This window comes from Pedobacter sp. ASV28, from assembly GCF_016428855.1.
In the GTDB taxonomy this organism is placed as follows: Bacteria; Bacteroidota; Bacteroidia; order Sphingobacteriales; family Sphingobacteriaceae; genus Pedobacter.
In genome coordinates, this window is record NZ_JAELTN010000019.1 from 54485 (window position 1) to 79376 (window position 24892).

The following is a 24892-nucleotide window of genomic DNA, read 5'->3' on the forward strand; positions in this document are numbered from 1 at the left end:
TATTCCCTTATAATTTTAATGCTATTATTTTCTTGCAATCTTCAATAAAGGTGTTCGATATTTGTACCAGCGGGATCACTTAAGAGGACGATCAAAATTGATTGTCCTCTTTTTGTTTTACAGCAAACTATTATCTATTAACAACTTATATCGGCAATCTAAAAATATGTGAAGCTTCGATATTTGTATATTCCAAATGAACCCACTGTAGAAGCAGAAAAAAGCAAGGTATATATATAATTCAGATAAAGGTTAGATGTTCGATTTCTCCCTGCGGATACCATCAATTCGTTAGATACTATCTTCTAATTACCTTTAGCTGCACTATTTCCCTAGCGCCTTGTACAGTGACAATATATATCCCTGCGGGGTAACTGCCCAGCGAAACCACTTTAGTAATCTCGCCGTCTCGGATTCCGATTTTCTGCAGTACCCTACCGTTTACGTCCATTATCTCTAACCAGGTAAAAGTTGCTGCGCTGAAAGATAGCGTAATGAGGTCGTCCGTGGGGTTCGGGTAAAGTCGTATTTCCGAGGTCGAAAAGCTAAAGTTTAGCATCCTGGTTCCCAAATTCTTAGATTTCCCGTCGTCGTCTAGTTGTATCAGTTTATAGTAATTAGCGCCATTGGCAGGCTGTTTATCTGTGAAAGAATAGATTTGAGATTTGACATTTGCGACATGGGAAGCCTTTACGTTTCCAATTTTAACAAAGGTTGGCTCCGCTGACCCCTCGTTCCTTTGCGTTGCGCTATCCGCTCTCCAAACCTCAAACCCTTTATTCCATTGCTCTGCAGCCGTGGCCCAATTCAATAGTGCATAATTTCTATCCGCCTTTACGGTAAAAGAAATCAAGGAAACCGGTAGTACCGACTCTTGAGTGATGTTAAGCGTGTAGCTTTTGGTCGTCACGCCATCTTGAGCGCTTACTACAACGGTAATGATATTTAAGCCGGTACTTAACGCAATATTTCCCGATGCATTTCCACTGATTGCCGGGCTGCCGTTAACGGTAATGGTCGCACCGTTTTGTGCCGCGGTTGCAATTACCCTTAAACTCGTTGCCGTTACGACAGCGGTGTAGGTCGTCGTACCTGTTACAAAAGTTGGTGACAAAGTGCCTTCTGTAATGCTTAGCGAAGCTAAATCTGCATTGGAAGAGCCAGCCCTCGATATTGTAACGGAGTAAATTTTTATGCTTGTACCATCTTGCGCCATAACCCTTACCTCGATCGTATTTGAGCCCACGTTTAATGAAAGGGCAGTACTCTCGCCGCCACTGGCTACTGGGACGTAACTTCCGCCATTTACCCTCACCTGTACCGTTGCATTGGCTTGGTTTACGGTCGGTGTTACGGTGATGCTGGTTATTGCGCTGCCCACAGTTGCCGTATAAGTTTCCGTTGCCGCTGCAAAAACAGGCGATAAAGTGCCCGCACCTAACAATAAGCTACTCAACGTTGCATCAGTAGATGCTGTGGTGGTCACATTTAACGGGTTGTCTTGCGCAGTTTCGGACAAATATTGCTGGTAACCGCCAGCATTATTATTGTATTCTACTACCATCGCACGATAGTTGGTCCCTGGTTTTAAGTTAGTAGCGGTCACCGTAGTGCCGGTTCCATCATAAATACAGTACCAGCCACTTGTTCCAATTTGAGCGCCGTTGCCAAATGTTGCACTGGCCGTATAAGCGGTATTTACCATCGGGGCGGGAGTGCCACTGCCGCCCTCCAACATAAACACGGAAACCCTGCTGCCATTGCCCCTACTCCACGACAGGCTGGTTGAATGGGTTAATGTATTGTAAAACATCACCGACGTTGGCTGTGCCGTGGGTGGCGCAATACCATTCCTGAAAACAGAAATGGTACGCTCGTCGGTATTGTCGGCATAATTGGCCACTACCACATCCTGTCTGCCATCCCCATCCAAATCGGCTACGGCCACGCCCCAAGGAGTATCGCCGGTGGCTAAATCGTCTTTTGCAGCAAAACCGATATTACCCAAAGTTGACGCGTTGCGCAATATGGAAGCCGAATTGCCACCATAATTACTGGTCACTAGGTCGGGCCTGCCATCGCCGTCCACATCGCCAACAGTTAAGGCAGTTGGACTGGGACCCGTGGCAAAATCAGCCTTGGTTGCAAAGCCCGAATCATCTATGACAGCCCCAACACTAACGTTGTTCCTAAAAACCGATATGGTATTGTCGGCCTGGTTGAGTGCGGCCAGATCAGGTTTGCCATCACCATCAAAATCGGCCACTGCCATGCTGCATATTTGTGGTGCACCCGTAGTTCCCGAAGTAATATCTATCCTCGATGCGAACATAAAAGTACCCACTACAGACTGGTTCTGAATCACACTTATCTTATCGCTGCCATAGTGTGCCACGGCAATATCTGGCTTTCCATCACCATTTAAATCTTCGGCAACAATGCTGAAAGGTGTTGTCCTTACGGGAATACCTTGTACAGGTATGGCATTAAAAGCACCATTTAGAGGGGTCACATTACGGTAGGTAAGCAGGGTATTAGTATATAATGAGCTTGTGACCACATCGTTCAATCCATCGCCATCAAAATCTGCAATGGCAATGGCCCTGGGACTGGTGTAGGGAGAAATGGTAGCGATATCCACCTTTGTATCAAAACCAATGGCACCTACCGAGGAGTTGTTGATGAATACCGAAAAGCTGTTGCTGCCTGCATTGACCACTGCTAGGTCAGGCCTGCCATCTCCATTCAGATCACCCGTGGCTATATTTACCGGACTGGTACCGGTTGCAAAATCGACCTTGGAGGCAAAACTGCCGGCAGCTATACTGCCCGTAGCAGAAGTATTACGGAACACGGATATGGTGTTTGCCCCAAAATTTGCCACCACAAGGTCGGGCTTGCCATCTCCGTCCAGGTCAACTATAACGGGGGAAATAGGGCTTTTGGAAGTAGCAAACTTCTGTTGCGGCACAAAGTTGATCAGCCCGTTAGGGTAGGTAACGGCAAACGGTGTATTTGCCATACGGCCTATGCCCGTACTTAAATCTGTAAAGCTGATGTTTTTAAAGCTGCCACTTGCCGGAGCGGTAACGGTAAGGCTGGTGGGGGTTGCCACTGTAACATTGCCCTTTACGGCACCAAAAAATACGGCACTGTTGGCTGGTTCCGGGCTAAAATTGGTACCTGTCAGGGTGACCACTGTGCCTGCAGTTCCCCTATTCGGCGATACGGAAGTAAGCATTGGGACGGGGGCATTTCTATAGACCATGACCAAGCCAGCCAATGCATTGTTGGTTACAGCCACATCGGGTTTGCCATCACCATCAAAATCGGCAAGGGCAAGGCCGCCATTGGTTGGAGCGAGGTAAAACCTGCTTTCGGCCAGATCCGGCGTTACAGAACTGGTTCTGGGAAATGAGGATGAGGTAAGCGAATTGCGTATAATGGCCAGGGCCTTTGAACCGGTGATGATCATATCGGGCTTACCATCGCCGTCCATATCATTAATAGCAAGGCTTTCGGAGATGTTATCCGTAGCGAAGTAGACATAGTTAAACTCGATAGTCGAAGAGGCAGAGATATTTCTATAAATAACTATTGAAGTGCCCAATACCACAAGATCGTTTGCGCCATCGCCATCCATATCGGCTACCGCCAATTGTTTGGGATTGGGTGTGGTAGTGATATAGGGCTGCGTGGCAAAAGAGAAAGTAGTGGTACCGGTGTTCTGTACCATATACAGCCGGGCATTGGCATCGTTGATGATGGCCAGATCGGGCTTACCATCGCCATTGAAATCGGCCGCCACCATGCTGTTTGTAGTAAAGCCCAAATTGATGGTGGCCGCAGGCGTTCCGCTAAAATTTATAGAGGTTCCAATTGTGGTGTTGGGGTAAATGGCCACGTTGTTTCCGGTAGAGCTTGTGGCGGCAATATCTGGCCTGCCATCCATATTAAAATCGGCCACCAACAAATTGGTAATGTTAGCGGTTGTTAAAATATCAAATCTGGAGAAACTGGGTGCACCTACGGATGAGTTGTTTACCAAAATGTAAATCTTTGCTGTCCCGGCTTGGCTCACTGCTACATCCAGTTTGCCATCGCCATTCAGATCGGCCACGATCAAATTGGTTGGCGTGATGCCGCCCATCGCAAAGGTAACCTGCGTGAAGGTGCTGTTTTTTGCACCATCTTGAGTGGTATTTCTAAGCACGGCTATGCCCAAACTATTCGTTACGATCAAATCAGGTTTACCATCACCGTCGATATCACCTACCTGGGTTTTACTGGCATTGGTGCCTGCGGCAAAAACATTGGCGGGCTGTAATCCTATTTCGCCGCCGGTGCGGGTTACTATAAAGGGGCTACGTGCAAAAGCCTGCGACCCACTTTCCCTGATGACGCTAACGGGCTGGTGCGTACTGCCCTTAGGCACGGCAACGGTTAAGTTGGTGGTCGTTGCGGAAGTTACTTGGGCCCTTGTTGCGCCAAAGTAAACGGTGTTACGAGTGGCGGTTGTGCTAAAGCCGCTACCGTTGATGCTCACTGTGCTGCCGACTTCTCCACTTCTTGGCATGACAGTGATCAGCGAGGTGTTGACACTTACCGCCGCCGGATTGCCCGTTGCAGCAGTTGGAAAATATTTTTCCTGCCCGGATATATCATTATACTCCAACACCATAATGCGGTAGGTTTGACCAGTAGTTAGCCCTGTCACATTGACAGACGAGCCTGCGCCATTATAGACGCAATACCAGCCACCAACACTACTGCCCTGTGCATAGGTCGCATCGGGCATATAGGTAGTGTTGTCTATCGGGCTTGGAAATGTGGAGGTATTTAAGTTACGCATAAACACCACCCTTTTGCTACCATTTCCGTTATTCCAGCTCACGGTAGTAGCGTTATTGGTAGTATTACTATAGGTCACACTGGTGGCCTGCTCTGTTGGTGCAAATGCACTGTTGCGTAAAACGGATATTGTCCTTTCATCCGTGACATCGCTATAGTTTGCTACCACAATATCGGGCTTACCGTCACCATCCAGATCATCAATTGCTGCGCCCCAGGGATTGTTACCGGTGGAAAAGTCCGTTTTGGGATCAAAACTGATGGCGTTTCCACTGCCCGTGTTCAGTAAAACGGAGATATTGTCGTTACCGAAATTAGTAGTCACCAGGTCAGGTTTGCCATCGCCGTTTAAATCGCCAACGGCTAAAGCGCTGGGCGATGTACCTACGGGAAGGGTAACAGCCACCAAAAAGATTGCCGTGCCGTTGTTACGTAAAACAGCAACATGATTAGAAGCTTGGTTCAACACCCCCAGATCCGGAAAGCCATCGGAATCAAAATCTGCAATGGTCAAGGCTTGTGGTGCAATACCGCCCGCACTAAAATCCGTCCTATCCGCAAAAGTAATGGCTGTCCCAGAAGCGTTATTCAAATACACCGAAAGGTTGTTATCGCCTCGGTTTGCCACGGCCACATCAGCCTTGCCATCGCCATTGAAATCGGCGGCAACCACACCAAACGGCGATGTGCCTGTGGCTACGGTGAGCACCTTTAATAGGGTGATGCCGCCCCCTGCCGCACTCGTGTTTTTATATACCGACAATTGCGAGGTACTGGCGCTGACCGCGGCCAGATCAGGTCTGCCATCACCATCAAAATCGGCAATGGCAAGGCTACGCATCCCGATATCGGACAATAGGGCCGTTTCCCTGACCAAACTTGATGAATTGATTGTTCCTGCGGTTGCCGTGTTCCTGAAAACAGTAAGTTCTGAAGCGCCTGCATTGGCCACCACGAGATCTGGCTTCCCATCACCGTTGAAATCGGCCACGCCCAAAAACACCGGATTACTTGCCGTGGGAAAATCTACCTTATTGGCAAAGCTGGTAGCGCCAAAGCTTACCCCAGGTGATGAAGTGTTGAAATAAACTGATATGCTGAGGGCACTAAAATTGGCCACTACAAGATCATTTTTGCCGTCGCCGTCTATATCGGCAATTACTGGCGCAATAGGGTTCCTATCGGTACCAAATTTTTGCTGCGCCTGAAAATTAACCGGGTTTACTTGCGCCGATGCTCCAACTATTGTAAAAACGCCCAGTAAAAGCAGGGCTTGCCCAGCAATTGTTTTTAGGGTTAAGAGTTTTGCCGAACGTAGCAATGTAATCATATCGTATTATGTTATTGAAAACTTAAAAGCGTAACAGCTACTGTGGGCAAAAAACGTTCTGCAAAAATTGGCAGTTGGTAGCCTGCCGGACCACCGATAGCCCTGGTCTCCTTAGTGCAATTTGAACGGACGGGGTTCTTTGTCATTGCGCAGTGCTTGGTTACACCGCAAACTTAGGGCATAAAGGGTGTTTTGACGGCAAAATGCAGGTCATCAAATAGGTCATCAATTTGGCTTTCTGGTGGGTTTTGATGGTTTGGGGAGTTTGGAAACCTAAATTTTGACGGGTTGGCGCTGGCTATTATTGTAAGGATGGTCTAAACGGTGAAGCACTTTGGAGCATCGGTGCCGTACAACCGCTAGGTGGCTAACCGTCTGCCCTACATCTTGCCAATCACCTCCTTCAAATCGACATCATTTTGAATGCCTATTTTTTTGCGCAGGCGGTAGCGGCTGTTTTTCATCGATTCGTAAGAGATGCCTAATAAAGCAGCGGCTTCTTTAACGCTGATATTGAGGCGACTGAACGCCAAGATACGCTCATCGGCATCGGTAATATCTGGAAAATGGCTGCGCAGCTTGATGAAAAAACCAGGGTGCACCTTATCGAACAAGCGTTTGTACTCTTCCCAATCTTGGCGGGTAAGTATGCGGCTGTTGGCCAGTTTGCTCAACGTCTTATCGTCAGCTTTGCCGGTTTGCAGCAATTGCTGCTGCAGGCCATCTATCAAATGATTTTTCTCTACCAAGCTAGCGGTGTGGCGTTCCAACAACCGGCGGTTGGCGGCCAGTTCAACTCCAGCTTTTTGCAGGGCCATATCGGCCACTTCCTGTTTAAGCAGCAAAGCCCGGTGGCGATTTTTGTAAGCGCGATAAAATAAAAACAAAGAAAGGCACAACAGCACGGCAACAGCCATAAGCGCATTGCGCATCAGGTTGGCATTTTGCAATTGCAGGGCGGTTTCTTTCAGTTGGCGGCCTTTGCGTTCCGACTGGTACCTGACCTCCATCTCTTCAAACTTACGTAGCGTTTCGGCATTCAGCAAGCTGTCTTTGATGTGCCAATACCGGGTTTGGTATTGGTGCGCCAGTTTGTAGTTTCCGGTTTGCTGGTAAATGGTATTTGCCAGACCGTAAACCAAATTCATCATTTGATAATTGGGATCGGCCTCTTGCTTTAACAAACTTTCGGCTTCGTGTAGATGTAGCAGGGCTTTGCTGATATTGCCGCTGATGCTGTAGTACTCTCCCAAGGCAAAATTTACGCCCTGCTTGACATAAAGTGTGATGGCACTAGGATGTTGATCGGTAAGGCGGTAGGCTTGTTGCAGGTAGAAAAAATACTTCGGCTTGTCATTAAGGTTTTTGTAAGTGTAGGCCAAGTTGGCGTACAAATTGGCTTGAGTGTCGTAATCGGCAGTATTTTTAACAAAGTCGATACCTTCACTAAAAACAGCGATGGCCTTCTGTTGAAATTCTGGCCGCTTGGAATCTGTACCATAACTGTTCAGTAAGTCGCCGTAATTGATGTATGCTACGGCCAACGCCGCCCGCTTCTCTATGCTGTCTGTTTTAAGCGCCTTTAGCGCCTCTACAGCCTGTTTTGCATATTGCAGCCCTTTTTGCGTATTGGGCAGGTTTTTGGGTTGGTACAAATCGATGTATAATGCAGAAATGTTGTTGAGCAGGAATGCCCGTTGTTTCTGCAGGCGATGATCTTCGGCAATTTTTAAGGCTTGCAGGTAGCTTTTTAACGCACTTTGGTAGCTGTTTTTGTGGTAGTATGTAGCTGCCTGCTTTGTCAGGCTGTCACACCATTGTGTCGCTCTTTTGCTTTGCAAGGGAGGCTGTTGGCGTTCGCCCGCTTTTGCTGTGAGGGCAAACAGTAAACAAAACACAACAATACGGACAGGACAGGGCATCATAGAAAATTAGCTTTTCGAGTAAATGCTACTAAAATACATAAATCGTAGTTAATTCCCTGTAGAATTATAAAAGGATGAAGAACTGTGTGTACAGCTGGTTAATTTGTGGTGCCATGAAAAAATCGCACCTTTTCAATTATTCTCTTGATTATATATCTTAGTAAAAAAATCGCTCTTATGAAATCAATTTTAATTCTAAAACATTGGCAAATCTTCCTAGTCTTGGTAGTAGGTGCAATAATGTACAATTTCAATATTGAAGGTGATCAATCCTCAACTATGATTATTAGAATCATTGGTGCGGTTATCTATTCCTTATGGCCAATATTGGCCGGTAATGAGTTAAATCAATTATTGCCCAAGAAAGTCACTGTAAATTTTAACTTTTTCCTTATAAATATTCTAATTAGTCTCGGCACTTTTATATCCATATTGGTATTGTCAAATGGAGAAGGAATGACTTTCACTGGAATTTACGCTATTCCAATGCTTTATGTATTTTTTGCTATTTTATATTGTCTGGCTTTTCCTGCAAAACTTCTGAACTGCATTGAGGCTGGAAAAGAAGTAAGTGTGGGACAATATTTAGGTGACTTTTTCCTTGTGCTCTTTTTGCCTATTGGAATTTGGTTTTTACAGCCTAGAATAAATAAAGTTGTAGAAAATCAAAAATTAGCCCGTTTGGAAGCCGAAAATAGCAATGCTTAACAATTCACATAACAGGGGCTTTATATGAACTCATGGCGCCTTAAGCCAACTTGTAAATCTATGGGACTATTTGACATTTTCAAAATCAACAAAAAAAGAAATTCCGAGCCAGAGAATATTGACGAAATATTTGCTTTAGCCGCCAGCGACGTTAGCTATAGGCCTCTTTTTTATAGAACAATTTTAGACACTGATTTATATCTCCTAACGTTTCAAAACGAGGAAGGTAAAAATGAAACGGGTGTCAAAGTCAAGAATTTGGACAATGGAAAAGTACCAATCTTCACGTCAATAGAGAAAATCTTTGAGAATAATATCATTATAGAAGAAGTTAACCATATTGTCGTAAGAGGAAAATCTATTTTTGAAAACTGCCCAGACGACATTACAATTGTACTCAACCCATATTCCATCCCTACGAAAGAGTTTACACCATTAGAGATACGCAAATTAGTTAATGGAGAACTTTTCAAACCCGATCAAACAAGGCAAGCGAGAATGGAAAGCAATATCTTGATTTCTCAGCCTAAGGTAGATCCAATAAGTCTAGCGGAATCAATAAGAAAATATTGCGTTACCAGAAGGGAAATAAGAGGTGCTTATTTGGCTTTAATGGAAGATACCTCAAGCGAAGAGCTCCCACATTTGATAGTTGGTCTAGAAATTAATGGAAACATAAAAGAGATATTCGGTGAACTAACTGAAGTTATTAGACCAAATATACCAAATGGCGAACCGATTGATATGATTGACATATCCGGCAACTCAAAAATATCGAAGCAATTAAAGAAGTATCAATACAAAGTGTACTAACTATATTATAATTTAAATGAGACTTAATTTATGGATTGGGAAGCTTTTTTAACTGGTATTGGTATACTAATATTTTCATATCTGCTATACAGATTTAATAAGTGGTCTGGAACAGGTACAAAAGAAAACGCAAGGAGTGTAACAACTTTTGGTAATTATATTTCACTTTGGATTTGGGTGGTTTTCGGCTTTATTGTAGGTATAGTATTTATTGTTAGTTCCTTACCATCCCACATTTAACTGCCATAATAATGGTTTTACAAAATTTGGTGAAGATACCTTCTACGACGTTCCGTTTTTCTAGTAACTTTAACCAAGCCACCAAACTTTGTCAAGCCGTAAGCGCCAATTCTAACCCAACAGACCAAATGGAAGTCTACTACTAATTTTTTTCGTAAACACCAGGGCAAAAACAGCTATGGTTATGTGGGTGGGTGTTTTTGCAGGCCGCAAATGCGCGAGGGGAAAATCCAAGGCTACCGCCCAAGGCCCTGGTTTTGTTGCATCTGTCGCCTCCGCCTTTTCCTTTTGCAAGCTCCACTGGATTTACGTTAGGTTCGATCGACTGCACTGGTTCCAGCATCTCCTCGATAAATCCACTGATCGATTGGCCTGTTACCTTGACCATATCCGCAACTGAGTGAAAAAGCCCATCTGTTACATCCAGTGCCAGTTCATTAACATACACAAAATTATGGTGTTGATTTGTTGACATTTCAAGAATATCCACCTGTTCCCTCTGGATGTTTCATCAATTGCGAGCTCCAAACACTGTTTTTGATGCTCTAAAAGTGGTTTTTTACACATCATTTTGAGTGATTTGGCTAAGTTTTTTATATACTTTATTATCATTCTGCCTCTACAATTATCTAAAAATAGTTTAAAATGCTAAACTATATTCTCAATAGTTCCTTCCAAATTCTAAATCATTGTTGTTCCAATCATTTATTTATAACAAGTTTGTATGGCTTAACAAAAGCAGCCTTTATAACAAATGACGGATCAGCTCAATCGTAAATTATTGTGGATATTTCTCCTCCTTATGATATCACTACAGGCAGTTGGGCAACAACAATCTTTTGGGAAGAATTTTATTTTCGAGGTTATTGGCACTGAAAGGAGAACAATGGTTAAACAGCCATTTGTATCTACGGTCAGTGATACTTCACTTTACAGTATTTTTTTTAAGTTCGAGAATAATAAGAATGATGAAATCAGCCAGATGGCACCTAAAAGTCCACTTTTACTAGGCGTAAAATTAAACTCCAGTCTCCAAAAGTACTTTTCTGGATCTGTATACTCGCAAACCAAAGAATATCCGGTTTACCTGATTTCAGATTCTTCAGATGCCATTTTAATATCGATGGGAATTACCAAACATAATTACAAACTATATCAATATCGTATAGTTGAAAATGATAGCTCAGAGCTTGTAAGATGGTCGCCCATTCCTAATCTTGAACAAAAATACGGAGCGAGACAACCTTATGGTGCAATAGGTAAATTCAATTATCCAGGCAAAAAAATCATGGTTGAAGTAGCAAACAAAGATAATTACAGTTTAAGAGATGGTGTAGTATTCGATTGGCGCGTCAATTATAAACCTATACTTAAGCAAATAGTGATTTCAACTCGTCATAGCTATTTTAACTTAAAAGCTAAACATTTAAACAAGGGTTATGCAAATTGGTCTTCTCTAAATAACCTTCCACAGAATTTCAATTTCCCTGTAGATAGTGTAAAAAGGATACTTTTCCAATTTAAAAAGGAGGAAACCCTAGTTTATTCGGCTCGGTTGATCAGGAATTTTGAAGGTAAGAAAGACACGCTTTGGATAGGCTTTTTAGATGCTCAAGGAAATATTGAATTAGAAGAAACCTATTTTAAACGGGCTGGAAATTACGACTTTGTAGTACAACAACAAACAAAACAGCCCAAATGGATAGAGGCAAGTTTGGTTAGGATTTCTTTCAATGTAACAGCTGCTTCTTTGCCAAATATGAACTATTGGTTACCATATTTAATTGGCTTTATATTAATCACTATTGCTGTATTTTTTGTTTACGGCAAATACAATAAAGATAAACTGGGAAAACTTAATAGACAGCGACAACAAGCCCAACTTCAATTAAAAACGATTAGGGCGCAACTTAATCCCCATTTTATATTTAACGCGCTCAGTTCAATTCAAAATCTGATTAATAAGGATAAAATTTTAGATGCTAATATTTATCTATCGAAATTTGCTGGCCTGACAAGAAAAGTACTTATAACCAGCGAGCAGGAGATGATTTCCCTTGCAGAAGAATTGAAGATTGCCGAAGATTATCTGCAACTTGAACAACTTCGGTTTGGCTTTACCTACGAGCTTAATGTAGCTGATACATTGAATATTGAAAATATTGATGTTCCTGCTATATTGCTACAGCCTTTTATCGAAAATGCGGTAAAACATGGCATTTCTAGGTTAAAAGAAAAAGGATTTATCTCGATTAACATCCTAAGTGAAAACAGCAATCTGAAATTCATCATTAAGGATAATGGCAAAGGATTTTCGCATCCTGAAAGAATGGAGAAACCTGGCTCCTTCGGATTAAAATTATGTAGGCAAAGATTGGATCTGCTCAATCAGGTTTTTAAAACTCAACCTGCAACATTAAACATAAAATCAGACGAAGAAGGAACTGTTGTAATACTTGAAATTAAAAACTGGATATCAAATGGAGATTAGAAGCGTAATCATAGACGATGAGCAGCATAATATTGAAAATCTGCAAATTATATTAAACAAATGGTGCAAAGACATCGTTGTTGTTGCGGTGGGTACATCTGTTGAAGAAGGAATAGAAATCCTCAACACCCATCAACCCGAACTGCTCTTTCTGGATATACAGTTACATGATAAATCTGGATTTGAAATGCTGAAATTGTTAAAAACAATTGACTTCGAAGTCATCTTTGTTACTGCATTTGATCAATATGGAATTCAGGCCATTAAGTTCTCTGCGCTAGATTACCTTCTTAAGCCTATCAACATTATAGAACTGCAACAGGCTATAAAAAAGGCAAAAGAAAAAATAGTTTCAAAAAAGCGGAACCTCAACTTGGAGAATTTATTAGATTATATCAATAACAATAGAACCAAATCTCAAAAGATAGCCTTGCCTACCCTACAGCAAACATATTATGTTAAAGTAGAGGAAATTATAAGGTGTGAAGCCTCAAATAACTATACCACCTTTTATCTGAAAAATTCATCATCTATTATGGTTTCCAGAACTTTAAAGGAATTTGTAGAACTTTTGGCGCCATACAACTTTAAACGTTCACATCAATCTCACTTGGTAAACCTAGATTATGTTAAAAGCCTCCAAAAAGAAGATGGCGGCACTTTATTGCTAGAAGATGAAACGATAATTCCCATCTCCCGACAACATTTAGAGCATATAAAGGCAAGCCTGAAAGCCATGCGTTAATCAGCTCAACAACCATATCATCATCATCAATTTATAATTTTTAGAACACTTAAAAATGGGTTTCAGGGATTACCTATACCTAAAAAATTAAGTTATGAAACGAAACATAATCACCTTTTTGCTATTTTATTTTGCAATGAACAATTTACTTGCCCAAACCAGCGCTAAGCGAGTAGTTATTACGGGCAAGATGATTAATAGTACAGCAAGCACACCAAAAGTTCTTGGCGTTAATTTTTTAAATCCTTTTAACAATACCAGAAAGAGTGCCGAAATAGATAGCCAGATGCAGTTTTCTGTACAAGAAAATATGCTATTTACTCAAAACATGACCCTAGCCTACAATAGTACTTTTATCAATTTGTACGTGGTGCCAGGAGACTCTATACACTTGGTAATTGATGCGGCTTTATTAAATACGCCCAACTTCAAATGGTTAACTATTTCGGGTGATCATGCCAAAATAAGTACCCAATTAAATCTACTTCACTATTATTTAAGTCAACTCCCCTATCAAAAATACAATTATGCATTGTCTGCACCTGACATGCTAACAGACGCTAAAAAGGATTATTTACGTTACTTAACAGCAATTAATGACTATACAAAACAATATGATATAGATCCTATTGTTGTTGATTTTGCTAAAAGAGATGTTAAGTACGGGATATCCAATTGGATCTCTGGTTATGTAAACGAAGGTACAGACTCAGTTGTAAGCAGGTCTGAAAGAATAAACATATTTAAGGATCCTTTCTTTGAGTTTGGCATTGATACCAATTTTGTATCGATGATGTATCCCTATCATCTTCAAAACTATGTGTATTGGAAAACTGGAACTGACAGCTCAATAACTAAGGCAATTAAAGCAGGACACTTTAAACAAGCTTTAACATTGGGGGCTGAAATATTTTTAAAAGAACCTTCCAGCATCAGTCGGGATTATTTAATGTTTACCTTCTTTTCTTATCAATTAAAGAAAACACCAACGCTGCAAAATGAGCTGTCTCTAATGAAGAAATATTTTACTGATCCTGCTTTGTATCAATACCTTGAACTTCTTTCAGGCCGCATTGGAAATGTGGTGGTAAAGCCCACAGCATTGGCTAAAATGCAGTACCTAGATAAAGAAAACAAAGTTTCAACAATAAAAGACCCAGACTTTTTAAAGTTCCTATCAAAAAAATATGCTGGTAAGGTTATCTATTTGGATATCTATGCAACATGGTGTGTACCTTGTCTTAATGAAATTAAATTCACGCCGGCATTGCATCAAAAGTTCAGGGACAAAAATGTGGTTTTTGTAAATCTGTGTTTGCAGTCAACTGCTAAAAACTGGATAAATTTAGTAAAAGAAAAAAACATAAAAGGTGAGAACTATTTTCTTGATGATGATGAGTCTAAATTACTGATGGGCAATTTTAATATTGGTGGCTTCCCAACCTACCTATTGATTGATAGCAAGGGTTCTATCAAGACGGCAAACGCCGCCAGGCCCTCAGAGTTGGAAAAGCTCGAGAAAGAGATTGAGAAACTGTAGAAGATGGAAGATATATGATTTACCAAAGGTATTGAGAGTGTAAATAAACTGTGTCAAAGTTGAAATTACTAACTTTAGATGCAGTTCATCATGACGGAGAAGAACAGGTATATTAAGTGACTTCCAATACGATGATGGTCTTTTTCCATGGGCTAAATATTTACAAGAGGTCAATAAAACAATTTACAAATGGATTTCGGATCTAGCCTATAAATATTGTCCCAATGATGATTTTCAAGCGCAAAAGGAGATTAATATTCAATGTGAAGCTTGGAGCTCTATACCAGAAGCTTTTGGAAATGAATTTATAGAATTGCATAGAACAGAAAATGGAGGCTCGAACTTACATATGATTAGAGTATGCCATTATGCCCATCCCATTAGGATTTTATTTACATATTTTATTAATTTAGAACCAAATATGTAGTTGAAAACGTATTCTTTTTTTAGTTTTAAATATGAAAGAGAAGCTAAAAATTAAACCTTCAGATGAATTGTCTGGATATGCAAGTGGAATGCTGATGATGGCTTTCTTTACTAGTATTTGGACAGTTATTGCTTATGGCGGATTAAAGGAAAGCTTATATAAATATGCATTAATTTTGTTCCTTATTTTGGTCGTTATAATTGCAAGCTATGCCTTTAGATTTCTAAAAGAATCAAAACGTTATTCTGATGAGAATGGGAAATTTGTTGCAGAAGTTGATAAAAAAAGTGATAAAAGGTATATGTGGTTGTGCATTGGCGAAGGTTTGGGCATCTTCATTGGGATCAATATCGTGATCAATTTGGGGTACCCAGATCTGGTTATCCCTGTTATTGCATTGGTTGTGGGATTACACTTTTTTCCGTTAGGCTGGCTATTCAAACGAAAACAGGATTATTACATAGGTACTTGGTCAACTATAATAGCCATATGTGGAATAGTATTTTCCATCTATGGACTAACATCCCATTCCTTTGTGGTTACAATTATAGGCGTTGGAATGGCGATGGCTACTTCCGTCTACGGGTTCTCAATGTTGATCAGAGGCCTACAGGTGCCAATAGCCCAAGGTCTCTCCAGTAAATAGTTCAGGCTGAAGTATTATTTAATGATCAAGTTATTAATATAGAGTTTAGGCATAAGAGCAATTAATTTTATGAACTCGATTAAATACTATTTTTATTGAATGCCATTATCATATTACTCTCTTCCTGTAAACTAAATCACTACAAGACTTTCATCTTTTCATCTACATTTATTCATCCTCTTATTTGTCAATTTTGAGGCGTTAAATAAAATAATTAACAATTTAAATTAGAAGATTATGAAAAAAATATTCATTACCATTTTAGTAGTATCTACACTTTTTGCTACTAAATCATTCGCTCAGGTTTCTGCTACAGCAAACGCTATTGCTTATCACTTCTGGCAAAACAGTCTCTGAGATTGGCAGAATACTATGCCTGAGTCCAGCTACTATAAGTACTTACCGGAGCCGAATTCTTGAAAAAATGAAACTCAAAACAGTGCGGAGCTAACTACTTATGCCATTAGTCAAAAGCTGGTATAACATAGCATTTAGAGCTAAAACGTATGCTAAAAAGGGGTTGCCGAATTTTAAAACCTTTCCAGACACAGAATAAACGTGGATTTCGGACTAGGTTCACATCCCAGCGGGGTCACAGAAATCCCTAACGAAAGTTGGGGATTTTTTGCTTGATAAGCCATTGGATTTACGACCTAAAACAAAATAGTAATTCATGGATTATTGTTAAAATGAAAAATACCTATTTTTAAGTATTTTTCTGGCTGCTACTTTCACTTAATTTTATGCAGTTATTCTATTTTAGAGCATAAATATTGGTAACCCCATTGATTGATGAAACTTAAAGGAGCAGAAAAGCATTTTTGGTGGCACTTTAGGCATATTACCGATTCCAAGCAGATCCCTACCGAATTGTCTGGTTTCACCTGTATTGATGATTTTGATGTTGATGACGAGTATCTGGGCATGATTGCCGCAAAGGTTTCTATTGTTCATCACATCTATTTAAAAGAAACAAACGTTACCGATGCAGGCGTAAAATTCATTAGCGATTTTAAGCAGCTGAAGACCTTGACACTGATGAAGCATGACGGGATTACCAAAGCTTGCCTACCTTATATCAATAAATTAACCGATTTAGAGTACCTTGATGTTTGGAAAACCAAAATTCGGTTAGAAGATTTAGGTGCTTTAACTAATCTTAAAAAGTTAAAAGAACTTTACGTATCGCCTAATGATGAGGAGGATGAGTCGGATAGGGAAGCTATTTTAGAGCTTATCATCAAAGCTGAGGAAACGTTACCAAACTGCGCCATACGTACTTCTCCGCAATAAAATAAACTGAAATATGACATCCATGGAAGAGACGATTAGACCTTTACCTTATTTTACCACAAGAGAAAGACGAATACTTCGACTTATCGCTGACGGATTGAATAACACTGAGATATCTGAAGAAATATTTATAGGCATTGAATCGGTTAAAATCCACCGCCAAGATATTCTGAAGAAATCAGGTTGCAAAAGCATGCTGCAACTCATTCAACAATGCACCTTGCAGGGGGTGATTTGATATGCATCAACCATGGGAAGTATAAAGTTAAAAGTTGAAAGCGGTGTCAAATGCACTAAACAACCAAAAAATGAAACAACTTGTCTATTGATCTAAAGGTCAAATTTACGCTAGCCGTAACCAAAACACTAAATTTCCATTTTTAACGGGCTTAAGGTATTCAGTTTTTATCACGGTTTCAAATAATGAAGTGCCACACTACCCGATTTAAGCGCTGTTGCATCTGCTAGTCAAGTTGAGCTGATCTTGAAGTAGGGTGTCGTCTACCAACCGTCTCCCCTTTTTCCAGCAATTATAGAATACAAGAAAATAATATACTCATCAACCAGGTCTGTGAAATACTCGTGGGTCTCATCGCTGCCACTAAACTTGGTATGGTCGCAGCAACCATCTGTGGTCAGATTGATACCATTGATTACTTTTCTCATTGATGGATTTTAGTATGGGCCTCTAATTGTTTTTCTAAGATAAAGATTTAAGATAAAAACCTAAGAGGCAATTCTGACAAAAGATAGGGTTGTTTAAGTTAGAAACGTAGCAGTCTCATGTAAAGCGATAAATAAGTTCATTAAATTGAAAAACCATAACGGATCTACTTTTTACCTTCCCCTACTCCTTTCCTTTTTTGCAGGAAGCTTCGGTTCGTAATTTTTCATGTTAAAATACAATCATTTAAGTGCCATGATAGGATAAAAAAGTACTACAATTTTTGGTGAGAAAGGAGGACTTTAGTTAGCTAATCAATTCCTAGAGAAATGAAAAAAAAATATCTTATTAACCTACTCTTGTTAACCCTTTTTTCTCTTAAAGCAACAGCACAAACACAGTTCTGGTCAGATAATTTTGAAGATATGGGTTCGCCTTCTACGGGTAGCAGCAGGGTACTTTCAGTAGCAGAATTCAGGTGCTCTTCAACCATATTCTTTAAAAGAACCGATGGAAGCGACATTACACCCGTCAATGGTTTTACGGGTTATAGCGACAATAAGTATTTTGCGGCAATGGATATTGATAGAGGCCCAAGCTGTGGTGGCCAAAATACCATTAGCGCGGCACAGACGATCACTTGGTCGGGCATCAACATTACTGGAAAAACGGGGCTGTCATTTAAGGGCCTGTTCGGTGCCAATACGGGTGCTATTTTTCAGGGCCTGTATTTTGAGACCAATGGCAACGTGATGGACTATATGGTGGTGGAGTATCGGATAGATGGTGGAGCATGGAAAAAGATTGTGGGGATTTATCCAAATAACGCTTCCGATAGCGGTGGTCCCTTGGCTGTAGATACCAATGGCGACAGAATTGGCGATAGTCCGGTGCTGGCCAACGCCTTGGCCGAAGTAGTTGGAACGATAACCGATACCGGAAATAGCCTCGATCTACGCTTTAATATCTTTGTAAACAATGGCAATCCTGGCTCTGTGGCCTTTGATGATTTCCGTTTGTTTAATGCTACCAATACAGCTCCTACGGCAAGCAACGTAACCAACACGGGAACCTTAAAGGTAGGACAGCTACTTACGGGAAACTACACTTATGCCGATGCAGAGAGTAATGCCGAAAGTGGTTCTACTTTTAAATGGTACAGGTCAGACAATGCTTCTGGTCTGAACAAGGTGGCAATTGCTTCGGCAACTGGAAAGAACTATACATTGGTTTCGGCAGACATCAACAAGTACATCAGTTTTGAAGTGACGCCTATGGATGGAGCATTGAATGGTACAGCGGTTGAAAGTCCGCTTAGAGGACCCATTGTCCCGAATACATTGCCTGTAAGTCTTACCAGTTTTATGGTTAAGACAGAAAGCCGTTATGTGAAACTCAATTGGAATACTGCCAGCGAACAGCAAAACAGTGGTTTTATAATATATCGAAGTGGTGACGACAAGAACTTTATAAGGATTGGCGATATTAAGGGGAATGGTAATTCATCGATAGCGAAAAGCTACTCTTTTAACGATAAGCAACCCCTTAACGGCAACAACTATTATAAATTGGCACAGGTAGATTTGGATGGTAGGGAAAATGAACTTGAAACAAAATCTATAGTATTTACCTTAGGTTCAATGGCCGTTAATTCATATCCTAACCCAACAAAAGGAAAAGTTAACTTAACCTTTGAAGCAAATAGGTTCTCTTCGGCTAACTTGATTGGATATGATGGCAAAGTAATCAAAACACTTGCATTAAAAACTACCGATACGAACGTGGAAATAGATCTGTCTGGATTTTCAACAGGTATTTATTTTGTAAGTCTTAATGGCCAGTATGGAAAAGTAGTGGAAAAGTTAGTGAAGCAATAATAATCACATATGTAATACCTCAAAAGAGGTATTACATTATCTCGTTTACAGTTTGAAGTATTCTATTTCTAAAACAAGTGCCCATAATTTTATTCTTAAAGAAGCTCTTTTAAGATAGCCACACTTTTTGCCAATTCTTCTTTTGATGAGGACGCAAAACCCAACCTTACTGCGTTTTCTCTATAACCATCATATTGGTGTATTTTCCCATTCGATAAATATAATCCTTTGGCATATGCCCTTTTGGCCAGGTTTTCCAAGTCTATAGAATTTGAAAACTTTGTCCAGACACTCATCCCCCCTTCGGGCACAATGAAATCTACAGCACCTTTTAATTCAGTTTTTAACAGGTCACAAAAGTAGTTACGTCTGTCTTCGTATACCGTATGTGCTTTTCTAACAAATCTTGAAATCGTGCCATCCTTGATCAGCTCTGCCATGGCATTATCTAATATATGATCGCCTTGCCGATCGAGTAATATCCGTATGTTGGTAAGGTGATCAATCACATTTTCTGATGCTGCCAGATATCCCATTCGAAAGGCAGGAGAAAAGCTCTTACTAAAAGAACCGCAATAGATCACCATTCCGTTTTCATCTGCACTTGCCAATGGTAGCAGTGGACGGTGCTTGTAATGAAAGTCAAAATCATAATCGTCTTCAAATATGATAAAGCCATATTCATTTGCAAGTTTCAAGAGTGCTAATCTTCTGTCAATTCTTAAGGCAACCGTGGTGGGATAATGATGATGTGGAGTTACATAGACCATTCGAACCTTTATTCTCTTACAAACTTTTCGTAGTTCATCAACCACTAGGCCATGTTCATCAACAGGAATGCCAATGTGTTTTGCCTTTGCATGTATAAAATTATGCTCAACCCTTTGCCATCCTGGTACACCTGAAACGATAACATCTCCAGCTTTGATCAGTGCATTGCAAACTAGATTTATGCCCATCAAAGTGCCACGTACTGAAAGTATATTCCTTGGAGTAGTCTTTAATGCCCTCGTTTCGTTAAGATAAAAGGAAATGGCCTCTTTATAAATATCCGATCCTGCTGGATGGCTATAGCTGCCAAATTTATGGTACAGACCGGTTCTGGTCAGCTGATTTCTGTAAGCACGGTATAGCTCTTTTAGCGGAGCCAATCTGGGATCTGGAAAACCATCATCTAAATGTAGTTCTGCAGTAGAAACATGAAATGGATTGAGCTCAAATTGTTTTTCATCTATTTCAAATCCTGCTTTTTTTTGGGAAAAAGACCTGACCAAACCTTTTAGCTTTACGGGATCTAACATTGGTAGGTGAGCGGATACAAAAGTACCTCGACCTACAAAACTTTCCAACCAACCTTGTGTTTGCAGTTCTGAAAATGCCTTAGCTATGGTAAGTCGATTTACACTAATCATTTTGGCCATATCACGTGAACTTGGTAGCTTTTGGCCCGCACCTAAGCTGCCCTTTTTTATCAATGATAACATGCCATCGGCCAACTGTAGATATATGGATCTGTTTATTGATGGATCAATCTTAAGGGTTTGAAAAAGTTGTGAAAAAATTGGACTATCCATTTTATTTAAATTGGATTACAAATGTAATCCAATTGACCGTTAATTTTGAAAATATAAATGAAGAATTGCTTTTTGCTTGATCAGTTAATACATCATTAATTATGGATAAAACAAAAATAATCATACGTAAAGCCGTTGAAGAAGACAGCGAAAAAGTTTGGATCATGATGAAAGACTTAGCAGTATTTGAGAGATACATCGATTCTTTTGCCATTACACCCCAAATAGTTAAAGAAAGTGGATTTACCAAAAACCCTCCAGATTTTCATTGTTTTGTGGCCGACAGTAATCAACAAATTGTGGGCATATTGGTCTATTACTTTTTGCCATATACTGCCCAAAACAAACCTGTACTATATATGAAAGAACTTTATGTAGATGAAAGCCATAGAGGACAGAAGATAGGTGAACAATTAATGAATGCCTTAAGGGAAGAAGCGAAATTGTATAATTGTGTACAGATTAAATGGTCCGTTGCCTCTTGGAATGGAGCTGGCCAAAAATTTTATGAACGTTTAGGCGCAAGGGAAAACAGAGATTGGTTAAATTTCGAATGGAATACGTGATTTTATTTATGCCAGCACCTTTGGCAAAAATTAATGTTGAAAAATAGAAATGATAGAGATTAGAAGAGCACTTAAGGAAGACCCACACCAATTGCAGAAAATAGGCAGAAGTACTTTTTTGGAAACTTTTGTGGATAGCAACACAGAACAAAATATGAACAACTATTTAGAGGAGGCATTTTCATTGGAAAAACTTATTACCGAGCTTTCCGATGAAAGTTCGCAATTTTATTTCGCTACCCTGCAAAATAGGGTAATCGGATACCTGAAAATTAATATTGGCCATGCGCAAACAGAACTGAAAGATGCAGATGCGCTTGAAATCGAAAGAATTTATGTATCTAAAGATTTCCATGGCAAAAAAGTTGGACAGTTACTTTATGAAAAGGCCATAGATATTGCAAATAAATTGAATGTTGCCTATGTATGGTTGGGCGTTTGGGAAAAGAATTCAAGAGCAATCAGTTTTTACCAGAAAAATGGTTTTGTTGAATTCGACAAACATATATTCACACTGGGCAATGAAGAGCAAACAGACATGATGATGAAAAAAAAATTATGATGGAAAAATTAGATTTCAGTATACAGCCACAATTAGAGAATGAAACGGTCTACCTTATCCCCTTAAAAGAAGCAGATTGGTCAGATTTATATGCTGTTGCTGCCGATCCTAAGATTTGGGAACAACATCCTAACAAAGACCGATGGCAAGAACAGGTTTTTAGCGTTTTTTTTAATGGTGCTATCCAAAGTAAAGGTGCATTTAAAATTGTCCATAAATCTACTGGAAAAGTTATTGGCAGTACACGGTTTTACGGTTATGATGAACAGAAAAGCATTATATTCATTGGATACACCTTTTACGCTACCAAATACTGGGGCAAAGGAATAAACCTACAAGTTAAAAAACTAATGCTTGATTATATTTTCCATTTCGTTTCCAAGGTACATTTCCAAATTGGTGCAGAAAATACACGTTCTCAAATAGCCATTGGGCGTTTGGACGCTGAAAAAATTGGAGAGGAAGAAATCACCTATTTCGGTGAATCTCCCAAATTGAACTTTATCTATGAGATTCAAAAGAAAGTATGGTTCAATAAATCATCATCGGCTCTTTTTTAAGGGGTAGCTTACTGCGATGTAGCAATTCACTAATTTCAGCTTTATTTGCTGATTGGCAATAGTTCATGAACACATTGTATGTTGCCATTTTAAAAAAAGTGGGACGATCATTACGGCTTCATTCTCCGCAATGATTAGGACGGGTATAAATATATCCCTTAAGAGACTTTACTTCTCGTTCATACACTTCAAAAGCTAGGCTTTCGTATATCATCTTCCCTCAAAATGATTTCTAGAGCCAGTTTATTTTTTATTTTGGTTTTTAAAATATTGCTTTGCCAATTTCTTCATCTCCATAAAGATCTTTTTGAAATCGGAAGAAAAAACACGGACATTGGCAACAGTTGTCATGAAATTTGTATCATTTTTCCATCGGGGAACAAAGTGCAGATGTAAATGAGAAGATAGTCCTACCCCACTGGCGTTTCCCTGGTTTATGCCCATATTAACCCCTTGTGCTCCAAATCCCTTTTGTAGCAGCTCAATCCCATTAGAAATTAATGGGGCGATATGAAGCCAAACGGCTGGATCAAGTTCGTATACCATGCTTGTATGAGAATGAGGAACGATCATAAAATGTCCGGGCGAATAAGGATAACGGTTCATGAGTATAAAACATCTTTCATCTCGATAGATAACATAGTTCTCAGTGTCATTTTCTGGATGTAAGCTAATGTCACATAAAAAACAACCATCTGTTCCATATTCTTTCCTCAATGGGGAGTATATTATATATCGTTCAGCCATAACTCAATATATTTTTATGTTGCTCTTCGCTTTGGTTTTCTATATGCGATTGATTCAGCTCATGGCCAATTGTAGACAACAAATGAAGGAAATCAAGTAAATGACTGGCTTCGGTACTAAAGTTAACGATACAGATGCGTAACATAAATTTGCCATTTAAATTGGCACTTGAAGGAAAAAATCTACCATTGAATTGAGTGGCAGTCAATAGTTTTTTATTCAATTGATTCAGGTACAATTCGCTTTCATCTTCTGAAATGAAGTCGCTCATTTTTTGCGGTTTATATCGGAAGCAACAAATGGATAAGTTAGGGGCTATTGTCAGTTCAAAATCAGGGTGTGCCTGAACAATTTCAGCAAAATATCTTGCAAGCAGTATATCCTGACTAATTCTTTCCGAGTAGGCCTCTTTTCCATGGGCAATTAAAGAAAACCATATTTTTAGTGCAGAAAAGCCCCTACTCCATTGAGGTCCATAATCACTAAAATCAATTCCTGTTTTTGTTTCTTCTTTATCTTTATAAACATAATCGTCATCAATTACAAAAGAAGCTTCTGCTTGGCTAATGTTTCGAAATAAAACACAACTGGCCGATTGTGATATATATAACCATTTATGGGGATCGAAAGTGATGGAATCTGCCAATTCAATCCCTTTAAACAAGTCTTTTGCCAGCTTACTTAAAATAGCCATTGAACCGTAAGCGCCATCTACATGAAACCACAAATGGTATTTCTTGCAAATGTTGGCCATTTCAAATAAGGGATCAATGGAACCGAAGGAAGTGGTGCCAGCAGTACCTACAACAGCAAATGGCTGATTGCCAGCATTCTTATCCCTTTCAATGGCTTCTACAAGCTTATCCATTTTCATCTTGAAATTTTCATCAGTTTCAATTTTACGTACAGTATTAATTCCCAATCCGAGCATATTGGCAGCCCTTTCTATGGTCACATGTGAACGGTCTGAACAATACAAGATTAATGGAACGGCATTACCAAGGCTTTTCTGACTTAAGTGCATTTCGCCAATATGATGTCTTGCAACTTTTAATGCGGTAAAATTGGCGAGTGCATCTCCTGCCATGGTCAATCCCAATGCACTTTCAGTCCATCCGAAAAGTTGGGCAAACCATTGAAATAACTTTGTTTCAATCTCTACAGCCACAGGTCCAAGATTCCAACCTGTCTCTTATACACATCTCCGAGCCCACGAGACCTGCGTTACCATCTCGTATGCCGGCTTGTGCTTGTAAGAGGGGGGGGGGGGGGGGGGGGGGGGGGGGGGGGGGGGGGGGGGGGGGGGGGGGGGGGGGGGGGGGGGGGGGGGGGG

General features: G+C 40.2%; 20 protein-coding genes and 1 pseudogene. 13 read left to right on the plus strand and 8 right to left on the minus strand.

Going from position 1 to position 24892, the window contains the following annotated elements:
• Positions 1-298: 298 nt before the first annotated feature.
• The 3 genes from JHD79_RS09120 to JHD79_RS09125 all read right to left on the minus strand — a co-directional run bounded on the left by JHD79_RS09120 (position 299) and on the right by JHD79_RS09125 (position 8106).
• Positions 299-6181 (minus strand): FG-GAP-like repeat-containing protein, encoded by a 5883-nt coding sequence (locus JHD79_RS09120; protein WP_199118920.1) that lies wholly within the window; start codon positions 6179-6181, stop codon positions 299-301.
• A gap of 11 nt (positions 6182-6192) precedes the next feature.
• A complete protein-coding gene (locus tag JHD79_RS22960; protein ID WP_255533821.1) occupies positions 6193-6327 on the minus strand; it encodes a hypothetical protein in 135 nt (44 codons plus the stop codon).
• Positions 6328-6561: 234 nt separating this feature from the next.
• The gene (locus JHD79_RS09125) at positions 6562-8106 is read right to left on the minus strand and encodes a hypothetical protein (RefSeq protein ID WP_199118921.1); all 1545 of its coding nucleotides are present in this window, start codon (positions 8104-8106) and stop codon (positions 6562-6564) included.
• A gap of 177 nt (positions 8107-8283) precedes the next feature.
• Between JHD79_RS09125 and JHD79_RS09130 the strand changes: the two genes are divergently transcribed.
• Positions 8284-8814: a hypothetical protein gene (locus JHD79_RS09130; RefSeq protein ID WP_199118922.1), complete on the plus strand. Its 531-nt coding sequence runs from the start codon at positions 8284-8286 to the stop codon at positions 8812-8814.
• A gap of 60 nt (positions 8815-8874) precedes the next feature.
• Complete coding sequence (locus JHD79_RS09135; protein ID WP_199118923.1) at positions 8875-9627, plus strand: enhanced serine sensitivity protein SseB C-terminal domain-containing protein; 753 nt, start codon at positions 8875-8877, stop codon at positions 9625-9627.
• A 382-nt stretch (positions 9628-10009) separates the two neighbouring features.
• Here the strand turns inward: JHD79_RS09135 and JHD79_RS09140 are convergent, their stop codons facing one another.
• A complete protein-coding gene (locus JHD79_RS09140; protein ID WP_199118924.1) occupies positions 10010-10342 on the minus strand; it encodes a hypothetical protein in 333 nt (110 codons plus the stop codon).
• 327 nt (positions 10343-10669) lie between these two features.
• On the opposite strand from JHD79_RS09140, the gene JHD79_RS09145 reads away from it, so the two are divergent.
• The 7 genes from JHD79_RS09145 (at position 10670) to JHD79_RS23145 (ending at position 17247) form a co-directional block, all read left to right on the plus strand.
• Positions 10670-12358 (plus strand): sensor histidine kinase, encoded by a 1689-nt coding sequence (locus JHD79_RS09145; RefSeq protein WP_199118925.1) that lies wholly within the window; start codon positions 10670-10672, stop codon positions 12356-12358.
• The gene (locus JHD79_RS09150; protein WP_199118926.1) at positions 12348-13103 is read left to right on the plus strand and encodes a LytTR family DNA-binding domain-containing protein; all 756 of its coding nucleotides are present in this window, start codon (positions 12348-12350) and stop codon (positions 13101-13103) included. The genes JHD79_RS09145 and JHD79_RS09150 overlap by 11 nt, the downstream gene beginning before the upstream one ends.
• A gap of 94 nt (positions 13104-13197) precedes the next feature.
• On the plus strand, positions 13198-14643 hold the full coding sequence (locus JHD79_RS09155) for a TlpA disulfide reductase family protein (RefSeq protein ID WP_199118927.1): 1446 nt from the start codon (positions 13198-13200) through the stop codon (positions 14641-14643).
• Positions 14644-15101: 458 nt separating this feature from the next.
• On the plus strand, positions 15102-15716 hold the full coding sequence (locus tag JHD79_RS09160; RefSeq protein ID WP_199118928.1) for a hypothetical protein: 615 nt from the start codon (positions 15102-15104) through the stop codon (positions 15714-15716).
• Positions 15717-16041: 325 nt separating this feature from the next.
• A complete protein-coding gene (locus JHD79_RS23140; RefSeq protein WP_370583313.1) occupies positions 16042-16167 on the plus strand; it encodes a LuxR C-terminal-related transcriptional regulator in 126 nt (41 codons plus the stop codon).
• Between the two features lie 341 nt (positions 16168-16508).
• Entirely contained in the window at positions 16509-17009 is a 501-nt protein-coding gene (locus tag JHD79_RS09170) for a hypothetical protein (protein ID WP_199118930.1), read from the plus strand.
• A 22-nt stretch (positions 17010-17031) separates the two neighbouring features.
• Entirely contained in the window at positions 17032-17247 is a 216-nt protein-coding gene (locus JHD79_RS23145; protein ID WP_199118931.1) for a helix-turn-helix transcriptional regulator, read from the plus strand.
• Positions 17248-17510: 263 nt separating this feature from the next.
• Here the strand turns inward: JHD79_RS23145 and JHD79_RS09180 are convergent, their stop codons facing one another.
• Positions 17511-17675: a hypothetical protein gene (locus JHD79_RS09180; protein ID WP_199118932.1), complete on the minus strand. Its 165-nt coding sequence runs from the start codon at positions 17673-17675 to the stop codon at positions 17511-17513.
• Between the two features lie 327 nt (positions 17676-18002).
• Here JHD79_RS09180 and JHD79_RS09185 point away from each other — a divergent pair, with 327 nt between their 5' ends.
• Positions 18003-19550, plus strand: coding sequence for a T9SS type A sorting domain-containing protein (locus JHD79_RS09185; RefSeq protein WP_199118933.1), 1548 nt, complete (start codon positions 18003-18005; stop codon positions 19548-19550).
• A gap of 95 nt (positions 19551-19645) precedes the next feature.
• Here the strand turns inward: JHD79_RS09185 and JHD79_RS09190 are convergent, their stop codons facing one another.
• A complete protein-coding gene (locus JHD79_RS09190; protein WP_199118934.1) occupies positions 19646-21124 on the minus strand; it encodes a PLP-dependent aminotransferase family protein in 1479 nt (492 codons plus the stop codon).
• A gap of 101 nt (positions 21125-21225) precedes the next feature.
• Between JHD79_RS09190 and JHD79_RS09195 the strand changes: the two genes are divergently transcribed.
• Genes JHD79_RS09195 through JHD79_RS09205 form a run of 3 tightly spaced genes read left to right on the plus strand, consistent with a single transcriptional unit; the run spans position 21226 to position 22812 of the window.
• Positions 21226-21690, plus strand: coding sequence for a GNAT family N-acetyltransferase (locus tag JHD79_RS09195; RefSeq protein ID WP_199118935.1), 465 nt, complete (start codon positions 21226-21228; stop codon positions 21688-21690).
• Between the two features lie 49 nt (positions 21691-21739).
• Entirely contained in the window at positions 21740-22252 is a 513-nt protein-coding gene (locus tag JHD79_RS09200; RefSeq protein WP_199118936.1) for a GNAT family N-acetyltransferase, read from the plus strand.
• The gene (locus tag JHD79_RS09205; protein ID WP_233164622.1) at positions 22249-22812 is read left to right on the plus strand and encodes a GNAT family N-acetyltransferase; all 564 of its coding nucleotides are present in this window, start codon (positions 22249-22251) and stop codon (positions 22810-22812) included. Before JHD79_RS09200 ends, JHD79_RS09205 begins: the two co-directional genes overlap by 4 nt.
• 243 nt (positions 22813-23055) lie before the next feature.
• Here JHD79_RS09205 and JHD79_RS09210 read toward each other — a convergent pair whose 3' ends face one another.
• Both JHD79_RS09210 and JHD79_RS09215 read right to left on the minus strand, forming a co-directional pair.
• The gene (locus JHD79_RS09210; RefSeq protein ID WP_199118937.1) at positions 23056-23559 is read right to left on the minus strand and encodes an HIT domain-containing protein; all 504 of its coding nucleotides are present in this window, start codon (positions 23557-23559) and stop codon (positions 23056-23058) included.
• Positions 23552-24730 (minus strand): annotated as a pseudogene (locus JHD79_RS09215) (aspartate aminotransferase family protein); the annotation flags it as partial. The gene JHD79_RS09210 and the pseudogene JHD79_RS09215, both read right to left, overlap by 8 nt.
• Positions 24731-24892 lie beyond the last annotated feature (162 nt).

Bases quoted from the DNA above. Each gene is read 5' to 3' on its own strand.
- JHD79_RS09140 (WP_199118924.1), bottom strand. From the start codon at position 10,342: ATGTCAACAAATCAACACCATAATTTTGTGTATGTTAATGAACTGGCA.
- JHD79_RS22960 (WP_255533821.1), bottom strand. From the start codon at position 6,327: ATGACAAAGAACCCCGTCCGTTCAAATTGCACTAAGGAGACCAGGGCT.
- JHD79_RS23145 (WP_199118931.1), top strand. From the start codon at position 17,032: ATGGAAGAGACGATTAGACCTTTACCTTATTTTACCACAAGAGAAAGA.
- JHD79_RS09145 (WP_199118925.1), top strand. From the start codon at position 10,670: ATGATATCACTACAGGCAGTTGGGCAACAACAATCTTTTGGGAAGAAT.
- JHD79_RS09190 (WP_199118934.1), bottom strand. From the start codon at position 21,124: ATGGATAGTCCAATTTTTTCACAACTTTTTCAAACCCTTAAGATTGAT.
- JHD79_RS09125 (WP_199118921.1), bottom strand. From the start codon at position 8,106: ATGATGCCCTGTCCTGTCCGTATTGTTGTGTTTTGTTTACTGTTTGCC.
- JHD79_RS09135 (WP_199118923.1), top strand. From the start codon at position 8,875: ATGGGACTATTTGACATTTTCAAAATCAACAAAAAAAGAAATTCCGAG.
- JHD79_RS09200 (WP_199118936.1), top strand. From the start codon at position 21,740: ATGATAGAGATTAGAAGAGCACTTAAGGAAGACCCACACCAATTGCAG.
- JHD79_RS09170 (WP_199118930.1), top strand. From the start codon at position 16,509: ATGAAACTTAAAGGAGCAGAAAAGCATTTTTGGTGGCACTTTAGGCAT.
- JHD79_RS09130 (WP_199118922.1), top strand. From the start codon at position 8,284: ATGAAATCAATTTTAATTCTAAAACATTGGCAAATCTTCCTAGTCTTG.
- JHD79_RS09185 (WP_199118933.1), top strand. From the start codon at position 18,003: ATGAAAAAAAAATATCTTATTAACCTACTCTTGTTAACCCTTTTTTCT.
- JHD79_RS09150 (WP_199118926.1), top strand. From the start codon at position 12,348: ATGGAGATTAGAAGCGTAATCATAGACGATGAGCAGCATAATATTGAA.
- JHD79_RS09155 (WP_199118927.1), top strand. From the start codon at position 13,198: ATGAAACGAAACATAATCACCTTTTTGCTATTTTATTTTGCAATGAAC.
- JHD79_RS09205 (WP_233164622.1), top strand. From the start codon at position 22,249: ATGATGGAAAAATTAGATTTCAGTATACAGCCACAATTAGAGAATGAA.
- JHD79_RS09195 (WP_199118935.1), top strand. From the start codon at position 21,226: ATGGATAAAACAAAAATAATCATACGTAAAGCCGTTGAAGAAGACAGC.
- JHD79_RS09120 (WP_199118920.1), bottom strand. From the start codon at position 6,181: ATGATTACATTGCTACGTTCGGCAAAACTCTTAACCCTAAAAACAATT.
- JHD79_RS09210 (WP_199118937.1), bottom strand. From the start codon at position 23,559: ATGGCTGAACGATATATAATATACTCCCCATTGAGGAAAGAATATGGA.
- JHD79_RS09180 (WP_199118932.1), bottom strand. From the start codon at position 17,675: ATGAGAAAAGTAATCAATGGTATCAATCTGACCACAGATGGTTGCTGC.
- JHD79_RS09160 (WP_199118928.1), top strand. From the start codon at position 15,102: ATGAAAGAGAAGCTAAAAATTAAACCTTCAGATGAATTGTCTGGATAT.